General features: G+C 69.0%; 10 protein-coding genes. 6 read left to right on the plus strand and 4 right to left on the minus strand.

From position 1 onward, the window contains the following. On the plus strand, positions 1–313 hold a 313-nt coding region (locus tag HA630_RS06125), incomplete at its 5' end, for a cell wall metabolism sensor histidine kinase WalK (protein ID WP_166833309.1). A 31-nt stretch (positions 314–344) separates the two neighbouring features. On the opposite strand, the gene ispF is transcribed toward HA630_RS06125, so the two are convergent. Further along, on the minus strand, positions 345–854 hold the full coding sequence (ispF, locus tag HA630_RS06130; RefSeq protein WP_166833311.1) for a 2-C-methyl-D-erythritol 2,4-cyclodiphosphate synthase: 510 nt from the start codon (positions 852–854) through the stop codon (positions 345–347). Further along, positions 851–1,609, minus strand: coding sequence for a 2-C-methyl-D-erythritol 4-phosphate cytidylyltransferase (gene ispD, locus HA630_RS06135; protein WP_166833313.1), 759 nt, complete (start codon positions 1,607–1,609; stop codon positions 851–853). Before ispD ends, ispF begins: the two co-directional genes overlap by 4 nt. A gap of 94 nt (positions 1,610–1,703) precedes the next feature. On the opposite strand from ispD, the gene mfd reads away from it, so the two are divergent. The 4 genes from mfd to HA630_RS06155 all read left to right on the plus strand — a co-directional run bounded on the left by mfd (position 1,704) and on the right by HA630_RS06155 (position 8,033). Continuing rightward, entirely contained in the window at positions 1,704–5,192 is a 3,489-nt protein-coding gene (gene mfd, locus HA630_RS06140) for a transcription-repair coupling factor (protein WP_166833315.1), read from the plus strand. Between the two features lie 90 nt (positions 5,193–5,282). Next, a complete protein-coding gene (locus HA630_RS06145; protein WP_166833317.1) occupies positions 5,283–5,891 on the plus strand; it encodes a rhodanese-like domain-containing protein in 609 nt (202 codons plus the stop codon). A 121-nt stretch (positions 5,892–6,012) separates the two neighbouring features. Continuing rightward, positions 6,013–6,735: a phosphoserine phosphatase SerB gene (gene serB / locus HA630_RS06150; protein ID WP_166833319.1), complete on the plus strand. Its 723-nt coding sequence runs from the start codon at positions 6,013–6,015 to the stop codon at positions 6,733–6,735. Positions 6,736–6,755: 20 nt separating this feature from the next. Next, positions 6,756–8,033 (plus strand): DEAD/DEAH box helicase, encoded by a 1,278-nt coding sequence (locus tag HA630_RS06155; protein ID WP_166833321.1) that lies wholly within the window; start codon positions 6,756–6,758, stop codon positions 8,031–8,033. Between the two features lie 6 nt (positions 8,034–8,039). Here HA630_RS06155 and HA630_RS06160 read toward each other — a convergent pair whose 3' ends face one another. Next, positions 8,040–8,363 (minus strand): DUF6172 family protein, encoded by a 324-nt coding sequence (locus tag HA630_RS06160; protein WP_166833323.1) that lies wholly within the window; start codon positions 8,361–8,363, stop codon positions 8,040–8,042. 99 nt (positions 8,364–8,462) lie between these two features. On the opposite strand from HA630_RS06160, the gene HA630_RS06165 reads away from it, so the two are divergent. After that, positions 8,463–9,062 carry a 3'-5' exonuclease gene (locus HA630_RS06165; RefSeq protein ID WP_166833325.1) on the plus strand — a complete coding sequence of 200 codons (600 nt, stop codon included), beginning with the start codon at positions 8,463–8,465 and terminating at the stop codon, positions 9,060–9,062. Positions 9,063–9,071: 9 nt separating this feature from the next. Here HA630_RS06165 and HA630_RS06170 read toward each other — a convergent pair. Next, positions 9,072–9,270 (minus strand): LiaI-LiaF-like domain-containing protein (locus HA630_RS06170; RefSeq protein ID WP_208299987.1); only part of this gene is annotated, 199 nt, incomplete at its 5' end.

The raw sequence follows: 9,270 nt of genomic DNA on the forward strand, positions 1-9,270 counted from the left end.
CAACCTGCTGGAAAACGCCGCCCGCTACGGCCGCGACCCGCAAGGGCAGGCCCAGGTGGAGCTGCGCGCCACGGCGGCGGGCAAATGGGTGCAGTTGACCCTGCGCGACCACGGACCCGGCGTGCCCCCCGACGTGTTGCCCCGCCTGACCGAACCGTTTTACCGCGGCGACGTGGCCCGCACCGCGGCCAGTGGCTCCGGCCTGGGGCTGGCCATTGTGCAGAAAACCGTGGAACGCATGGGCGGCGAATGCCGGCTGGACAACCACCCCGGCGGCGGCCTGCAGGCCACGCTGCGCCTGCGCAAGGCCTGAACGGCCTGGGTCGGCTCACGCGCCAGGCCGTTCAGGCCCGGTACAGCAACACCACGGCCCGGGCCTCCATGCTCAAGCCCTGCCCCACCGGCCCGAGTTTTTCGGCCGTTTTGGCCTTCACGTTCACCTGCGCCGACGCCAGCCCCAGCGTCTGGGCGATGGCGGCACGCATGGCGGCCTTGTGGGCCGCCAGCCGCGGGGCCTGGGCGACCACGGTGCAGTCCACGTTGGCCACGGCCCAGCCCTGGTCCTGCACCTGGCGCAGGGCCTCGGCCAGCAGCACGCGGGAATTGGCACCCCGGAAACGGGCGTCGCTGTCGGGGAACAGGGTGCCGATGTCGCCCAGCCCGGCCGCGCCCAGCAGCGCGTCGGTGATGGCGTGGAGCAAGGCGTCGGCGTCGGAGTGGCCGAGCAGGCCGCTGTGGTGGGGCACGGTCACCCCGCCCAGGACCAGGGGCCGCCCCGGCACCAGGGCGTGGACGTCCCAGCCTTCGCCCACACGGAACGGGGGCACGGCGACGGTGGGGGCAGCTGGGGTCATGCAGAAATCTCGCTGGGGTGGGCCCCGGCGCGGTGGCGCAGCACCGCTTCGGCCAGGGCAAAGTCTTCGGGGTAGGTGACCTTGAGGTTGTGCGCACTGCCGCGCACCAGCCTGGGCCGCAGGCCGGCGGCCTCGATGGCGCTGGCCTCGTCGGTGATGCCGGCAAAACCGGTGGCGCGGTGGGCCTCCAGGGCCTGGCGCAGCGCGCCCAGGCGGAACATTTGCGGGGTCTGGGCCAGCCACTTGTCGGCCCGGTCCACGGTGGCGCAGACCCGCTGGGCGGCGTCGGCGGCCTTGAGGGTGTCGGGCAACGGCAGGCCGAGCAACCCGCCCACCGGGTCGCCCTGGCAGGCGTCGATCAGCCGCGCCACGTCGGCCGGGTCCACCAGGCAGCGGGCGGCGTCGTGGACCAGCACCCAGTCGTGCGGGCGGGCCCCGGCGTGGGCCAGGGCCGCCAAACCGTTGCAAACGCTGTGGGCCCGGCTGGCCCCGCCGACCGGCCAGACGCGCACACGCACGTCGGGGCTCTGGTAGGTGTCGTCGTCCGGCGCCACCACCACCGCCACGCCGGCCAACCCCGGCACGGCCAGCAAGGCCCGCACCGTGTGGTCGATCAGCCGGGCCCCGGCCACGCGCCGGTACTGCTTGGGCGTGGCCGTGCCCGCCCGGCTGCCACTGCCGGCCGAGGGCACCAGGGCGTGGCAGCGCGGCGCATCGGTCGCGTCGGGTGGGAATGCGGGCGGGGTCTCGGGCATGTTGGGTCCCGATTCTAAAATCCTGTGCTGCCCCACCCCGCCCCACCCCAGCGGGGTGCGCCCGTTGGGCCCCCTTTTTTTCCTTTTTCACCGCATGGAACTGCCCCGCCTCACCCCCGGCAAACGCTACCAACTGCCCCGCCCGCAGGGCTCCTCGGATGCCTTGCTGCTGGCGGAACTGGGCCAGCGCGAGAAAACCGCCGGCCGCCCCGTGGCCATCGTCACCGCCGACGCCACCGACGCCCAACGCCTGCTGGAAGAAATTCCCTTCTTCGCTCCCGGCCTGCGCTGCGCCCTGTTCCCCGACTGGGAAACCCTGCCCTACGACAGCTTTTCGCCGCACCAGGATTTGATTTCGGAGCGGCTGGCCACGCTGTGGCGCATCCAGCAGCGCAAGGCCGACGACGGGGCCGACGTGGTGCTGGTGCCCGCCACCACCGCGCTGTACCGGCTGGCGCCGCCGTCGTTCCTGGCGGGCTACACCTTTGAGTTCCAGGTCAAGCAGAAGCTGGACGAAGCCAAGCTGAAAGCGCAACTGAGCCTGGCCGGCTACCAGCACGTGACGCAGGTGGTCAGCCCCGGCGAATACGCGGTGCGCGGCGGCCTGATCGACCTCTTCCCCATGGGCTCGCTGGTTCCCTACCGGGTGGACCTGTTCGACGATGAGATCGACAGCATCCGCACCTTCGACCCCGACAGCCAGCGCAGCCTCTACCCGGTGCCCGAGGTGCGCCTATTGCCGGGCCGCGAGTTCCCCATGGACGAGGCCGCGCGTGCCAAATTCCGCGCCCGCTGGCGCGAACTGCTGGACGGCGACCCGACCAAGAGCCGCATTTACAAGGACATGGGCAACGGCGTGGCCACCGCCGGCATCGAGTACTACCTGCCGCTGTTCTTCGAACAAACGGCCACGGTGTTCGACTACCTGGGCGACGACGCCACCCTGGTGCTGCACGGCGACCTGGAACCCGCCTTCCAGCGCTTTTGGCAGGACACGCGCGAGCGTTACCGCCTGGTGCATGGCGACCCGGACCGCCCCGCCCTGCCGCCCGACACGCTGTTCCTGGACGCCGAAGCCTTTTACGCCGCCGCCAAGCCGCACATGCAACTGGCCCTGCGCGCCGAACAGGCCGACGTGGAGCACAGCGCCTGGGTGCAAGCCCTGCCCGACCTGGGCGCCCAGCGCGGCGCCGACGACCCGCTGGCCAAGCTGCAGGCCCACATCCGCGCCAGTGCCGACCGCGTGCTGTTGCTGGCCGAAAGCGACGGCCGCCGGGAAAGCCTGCTGGACTTTCTGCGCGCCAGCGGCCTGAACCCGCCCGCGTTCGACTCGCTGGCCGAATTCCAGGCCAGCGACGAAACCACCGGCATCGCCACCGCCGCGCTGGCCAGCGGCTTTGCCTGGGTGGAAGGCGGCATCCACTTCGTCACCGAAACCGAACTCTTCGCCGCCGGCCCCACCACCCGCCGGCGCAAAAAACAGGAACAGGTCAGCGACGTTGACGCGCTGATCAAAGACCTGAGCGAACTCAACGTGGGCGACCCGGTGGTGCACAGCGCCCACGGCATCGGCCGCTACCGGGGCCTGATCCACATGGACCTGGGCGAGAAAAACCCCGACGGCTCGCCCGCGCTGCAGGAGTTTTTACACCTGGAATACGCGCAGGACGCGGTGCTCTACGTGCCGGTGAGCCAATTGCAGCTCATCAGCCGCTACACCGGCGTGAGCGCCGACGAGGCCCCGCTGCACCGCCTGGGCTCGGGCCAGTGGGAAAAGGCCAAGCGCAAGGCCGCCGAGCAGGTGCGCGACGCCGCCGCCGAACTGCTCAACATTTACGCCCGCCGCGCCGCGCGCGAGGGTTATGCCTTCCGTTACAGCCCGCACGACTACGAAACCTTCGCCAACGACTTCGGCTTCGAGGAAACCGCCGACCAGAAGGCCGCCATCCACGCCGTCATCCAGGACATGATCAGCCCGCGCCCGATGGACCGGCTGGTGTGCGGCGACGTGGGCTTTGGCAAGACCGAGGTGGCCCTGCGCGCCGCCTTCGTGGCGGTGACGGGCGGCAAACAGGTGGCCTTTTTGGCGCCCACCACGCTGCTGGCCGAGCAGCACTACCAGACGCTGGTGGACCGCTTCGCCAAGTGGCCGGTGAAGATCGCCGAGATGAGCCGCTTTCGCACCACCAAGGAAATCAATGCCGCGCTCAAAGGCGTGTCCGACGGCACGGTGGACATCGTGGTGGGCACCCACAAGCTGCTGAGCGAAAAGACCAAGTTCAAGAACCTGGGCCTGCTCATCATCGACGAGGAGCACCGCTTTGGCGTGCGCCACAAGGAAGCGATGAAGGAACTGCGCGCCGAGGTGGACGTGCTCACGCTCACCGCCACGCCCATTCCCCGGACGCTGGGCATGGCGCTGGAAGGCCTGCGCGATCTGTCGGTCATCGCCACCGCGCCGCAGCGCCGGCTGGCGATCAAGACCTTTGTGCGCAACGAAGGCAACGGCGTGATCCGCGAAGCGGTGCTGCGCGAACTCAAACGCGGCGGGCAGGTGTACTTCCTGCACAACGAGGTGGACACCATCGAGAACCGCAAGCAGAAGCTGGAAGAAATCCTGCCCGAGGCGCGCATCGCCATCGCCCACGGCCAGATGCCCGAACGCGAACTGGAGCGCGTGATGCGCGACTTCGTGGCCCAGCGCTTCAACCTGCTGCTGTGCTCCACCATCATCGAAACCGGCATCGATGTGCCCACGGCCAACACCATCATCATGGCGCGGGCCGACAAGTTCGGCCTGGCGCAGCTGCACCAGTTGCGCGGGCGCGTGGGCCGCAGCCACCACCAGGCCTACGCCTACCTGCTGGTGCCCGACATGGACGGTCTGACCAAACAGGCCGCCCAGCGGCTGGACGCCATCCAGCAAATGGAAGAGCTGGGCAGCGGCTTCTACCTGGCCATGCACGACCTGGAAATCCGCGGCGCGGGCGAGGTGCTCGGCGAAAACCAGAGCGGCAACATGCTGGAAGTGGGCTTCCAGCTTTACAACGAAATGCTGAGCGAAGCCGTGGCCAGCCTGAAGGCCGGGCGCGAGCCCGACCTGCTCAAGCCCCTGAGCGCTGCGACCGACATCAACCTGCACGCCCCGGCCCTGCTGCCCAACGACTACTGCGGCGACGTGCACCTGCGCCTGAGCTTCTACAAGAAGCTGGCCACCGCCAAGACCAGCGACCAGATCGACACGCTGCTCGAAGAAATCGTGGACCGTTTCGGCAAACTGCCGGTGCAGGCGCAGACGCTGATCGACGTGCACCGGCTGCGCGTGCTGTGCGCGCCCTACGGCGTGCAAAAGGTGGACGCCACCCCGGGCGTGATCCTCATCACCTTCCGGCCCAACCCGCCGGTGGACCCGATGCGCATCATCGAGCTGGTGCAGAAGAACAAGCAGATCAAGCTGGCGGGCAACGACAAGCTGCGCATTGAGCGCGCCTTGCCCGAGCCCAAAGACCGGGCGCAGCTGGTGCGCGACGTGCTGCGCTCTTTGGGCCAACCCATCCCGGCGGAAGCTCCCGCCAGGGCATGAACCCGGTCACGGCCGCCTCCCTCGAAAGTTTGCTGCAAGCCAGCTCGGGACATAATCAGTCGTTGATATTTCAAGAGGAGGACACACGACATGACCTGGTTCAAACCCCTGTGCCTGGCCGCTGCCATCGTCAGCACCACCGCGTGGGCCAGCGACTGGCCCGCCGGATCGACCCACTGGGGCCAATTGCCCGACGTGAAGGTGAGCAAGGCCGGCCTGTACCTGACGCCCCAGCAAGCCTTGGACATGAAGCAAAACGCCCCGCAAAAAGTGGCGCTGTTCGACGTGCGCACCCGGGCCGAGGCCATGTACGTGGGCATGGCCAGTGCCGCCGATGCCCTGGTGCCCTACGTGGAACACCAGGAAATCATGCTGGACTGGGACGACAAGCGCGGCATGTACAAGCTGGAACCGAACGCCGACTTCGAGCCCGAAATCGAACGCCGCCTCAAGGCCATGGGCCTGGGCAAGACCGACCCCATCGTGCTGATCTGCCGCTCGGGCGACCGCAGTTCCAAGGCCGCCGACCGCTTGCTGCTGTCGGGCTACACCCAGGTCTATTCGGTGGCCGAGGGCTTTGAAGGCGACACCGCCAAAGACGGCGCACGCAAAGGCCAGCGCGTGGTCAACGGCTGGAAGAACGCCCAACTGCCCTGGAGCTACAAGCTGGACAAAGCCAAGGCTTACTTCCCGCGCTGAGCGCCCGCCTCCCCAAGCCCACCCGCCGCCAGGCGGGTTTTTTGTTAGGGGGACCGGGTGCCGCTACACTGCGCGCTTCACCCCCCTGGCCCGCACCAGCCGTCCCGCCATACCCCCACCCATGACCGCCACCGAATTCGCCCCCGGCCTTGTCGTCCAAGGCTTCACCGCGCCGCTGAACCTGAGCGACTTCAAGCTCATCGCCTTCGACATGGACTCCACCCTCATCAGCATCGAGTGCGTGGACGAGATCGCCGACGCGGTGGGCCGCAAGGCCGAGGTGGCCGCCATCACCGAAGCCGCCATGCGCGGCGAAATCACCGACTTCAAAGACAGCCTGCGCCGCCGCGTGGCGCTGCTCCAAGGCGTGACCGTGGCCGACATGGAGCGGGTTTATACCGAACGCCTGCGCATCAACCCGGGTGCGGCCGAGCTCATCGCCGCCTGCCAGGCGGCGGGCATGAAGGTGCTGCTGGTGTCTGGCGGCTTCACCTACTTCGCCGACCGCGTCAAGGCGCGGCTGGGCATCGACTTCGCGCGCTCCAACATCCTGGAAATTGAAAATGGTCCACACTGCGGCGCCCTCACCGGCCGCCTGGTGGACCAATGCTGGGGCGACATCTGCGACGGCGCCGAAAAACGCCGCACGCTGCTGGAAGTGGCCTCGCTGCTGGGCATCGAGCCGCACCAGTGTATTGCTATGGGCGACGGTGCCAACGACCTGCCCATGATGGGCGCGGCCGGTCTGTCGGTGGCCTACCACGCCAAGCCCAAGGTGCGCGAGCAGGCCATGGTCGCCATCAACGACGGCGGCCTGGACCGCCTGCTGGAAGTGCTGCGCTGAGCGCTCTGCCTAGGAACCCCATGCCTTTTGCCGCCCTCGGACTGACCCCGGCCCTCGTCACCGCCACGCAACGCCTCGGCTACGACGCGCCCACCCCCATCCAGTCCGCGGCCATTCCCGCCGTGCTGCGCGGCGCGGACGTGCAAGCGCAAGCCCAGACCGGCTCGGGCAAAACCGCCGCCTACCTGCTGCCGCTGCTGCAACGCCTGTGGGCCGAGCCGCTGCGCCCCGGCCCGCGCCCCACGCGCGCGCTGGTGCTGGTGCCCACCCGCGAACTGGCCCAGCAAGCCGGCGACGTGCTGCGTGAGCTGCTGCGCCACCTGCCCGGCCACACCACCCACGGCCAGCCGGCGCTGAAGGTGGGGCTGGCGTTCGGCGGTGTGTCCATCAACCCGCAGATGATGGACCTGCGCGGCGGTGCCGAAGTCGTGGTGGCCACCCCGGGGCGCTTGCTGGACCTGGTGCGCAGCGGGGCGCTGCGACTGAATGCGGTGCAGCACTTGGTGCTGGACGAGGCCGACCGGCTGCTCGACCTGGGGTTTGCCGACGAACTCTACGGCGTGCTCGACCTGCTGCCCACCCGCCGCCAGAACCTGCTGTTCTCGGCCACCTTCCCGGCCGAGGTGCAAAGCCTGGCCGACGCCCTGCTGCACCAGCCCGAACGCCTGCACGTGCCCGAAACCGTGGTGGACTTGGCCCGCATCGAGCAGCGCGCCTACCGGGTGGACACCGCCCGCCGCGCCACCCTGCTGCGCCACCTGATCGACACGCAGCGCTGGAAGCCGGTGCTGGTGTTCGTGTCCAGCCAGTACGCGGCCGAGCACCTGGCGTTCAAGCTGAACCGCAGCGGCCTGCGCGCCACCGCCTTCCACGGCGGCCTGGCCCAGGGCGCCCGGCGCGAGGTGCTGGCCGGCTTCAAGCACGGCGAAGCCGACGTCATGGTCACCACCGACCTGGCGGCCCGAGGCATCGACATCGCCCAGTTGCCGGTGGTGGTCAACTTCGACCTGCCGCGCTCGGCGGTGGACTATGTGCACCGCATCGGCCGCACCGGGCGCGCCGGGGCCTCGGGTGTGGCCGTCAGCCTGGTCACGGCCGCCACGCTGGCCCATTGGCAACTGATCCAGAAGCGCCAGCAACTGGCGGTGCCGCTGGACACCGTGGCCGGGTTTGAACCCACCGAAGCTGAAGCCCCCTCGACCCCAGCCAGCGACGGGACCGGCGGCATCAAAGGCAAGCGCCCCAGCAAAAAAGACAAGCTGCGCGCGGCCGCCGCGCAGACGGCCAAGAAAGACTGAGCCGGGTCAGTCGTCCCCCGCGCCGTCTGTGGCGGTGTCCGGTCGGGCGACGAACTGGCGCACGCCGGGCTTGGCCACGATTTCCACGTACGCCTGCTGGGCACCGGCTTGGGCCGCGGCGTCCAGCCGGGCGTTCAGGTCGTTCAGGTGCAGCGCTTCGGCGCTGTCGGCGTCCGGGCCGAACTTGCAGTCAAAGTCCCAGAAATGCACGCCCTCGGGGAGGGGTTTGCGCCGCTCGCGCTTGGCGTATTTGTTCAGTTCGTGCTTGATCGCGTCCAGCAAACGGTCCGGGTGTTTGCCCTCGACGTGGAGGGAGAAGGTTTTTTTCATGGCGGTCCTGCCCGCGGCGTGCGGCGCCGACATGGCGCCGAGGCGGGAGCGCGATTATGCGGCCAAGCGCGCCGACTCGGTTATTCTCGGGCGCACACCATGACCCCAGCCCCCCATTGCCCCAGCGCCGAAGCCATCGCCCTGCTCGAGCCGTTCGAGCGCCTGCCCCTGTCGCGCATCCACCGGGTCCACAGCGCCGAACAGGCCCGGCTGGCGGCCCAGACCTTGCAACAGGCCAGCGCCTGGGGCTTCGACACCGAATCCAAACCCACCTTCCACCGCGACCAGACCTCGGACGGCCCGCACACCGTGCAACTGGCCACGCGGGACGCGGCCTGGGTCTTCCAGTTGCACGATCCCGACTGCCGCGCCGTGGTGGCCGACCTGCTGGCCTGGCCCGACGCGGTCAAGGCCGGCTTCGGCCTGCGGGACGACCGCCTGCGCATCCGGCACAAACTGGGCGTGGAGCCGGCCAATGTGCTGGAGTTGAACACGGTGTTCCGCCAACGCGGCCACCGGCGCGAGGTGGGCCTGAAAACCGCCATCGCGCTGCTGTTCCAGCAACGCTTCCTCAAATCCAAAAAAACCGCCACCACCAACTGGGCCGCGCCGCAGTTGAGCGAATCGCAGCTGCTGTACGCCGCCAACGACGCCTACGGTGCCGTGCGCGTGTACCACGCGCTGCAGGCGAAGGGTTGAGCGGCGCCGTCAGCGCTTGCTGGACGACACCAGCCAGCTCACCCCCACCGCGATCGGGATCAGCGGCCACCAGACCCCGATGAGCTGGCGGATGCTGACCGTGACCAGCCCCAGGTTGGACAACAGGAAATAGACCCCCAACAGGATCAGCAGCACCGCAACGGTCGGGCTTTTCATGGCTTGGGGGCTCGGGTCACAAGGCCCGCGC

The organism is Aquabacterium sp. A08, from assembly GCF_011742065.1.